The organism is Pseudomonas sp. P110(2024) (genome assembly GCF_057480795.1).
The window spans coordinates 1-248 of sequence record NZ_JBLIYT010000057.1; the positions used below are offsets into that span (position 1 = coordinate 1).

Here is a 248-nt window from a genome sequence, read left to right on the forward strand (position 1 = left end):
CCGATGGTAGTGTGGGGCTTCCCCATGTGAGAGTAGGTCATCGTCAAGATTCATTTCGCAAAACCCCTATCTGCGCGAGCAGGTAGGGGTTTTGTCTTTAAGTAGAGAGTACAGAGATTCGCTGGCACGTCCCTCGGACGGACCGGCACACAGAATTTCTTGACGACCATAGAGCATTGGAACCACCTGATCCCATCCCGAACTCAGCAGTGAAACGATGCATCGCCGATGGTAGTGTGGGGCTTCCC

Annotated in this window: 1 rRNA gene; it reads left to right on the plus strand. The window is 53.6% G+C overall.

Features of this window, described 5'->3' with window-relative positions:
- Positions 1-158 precede the first annotated feature (158 nt).
- Positions 159-248, plus strand: a 5S ribosomal RNA gene (rrf, locus tag AC25ND_RS26435); the annotation flags it as partial.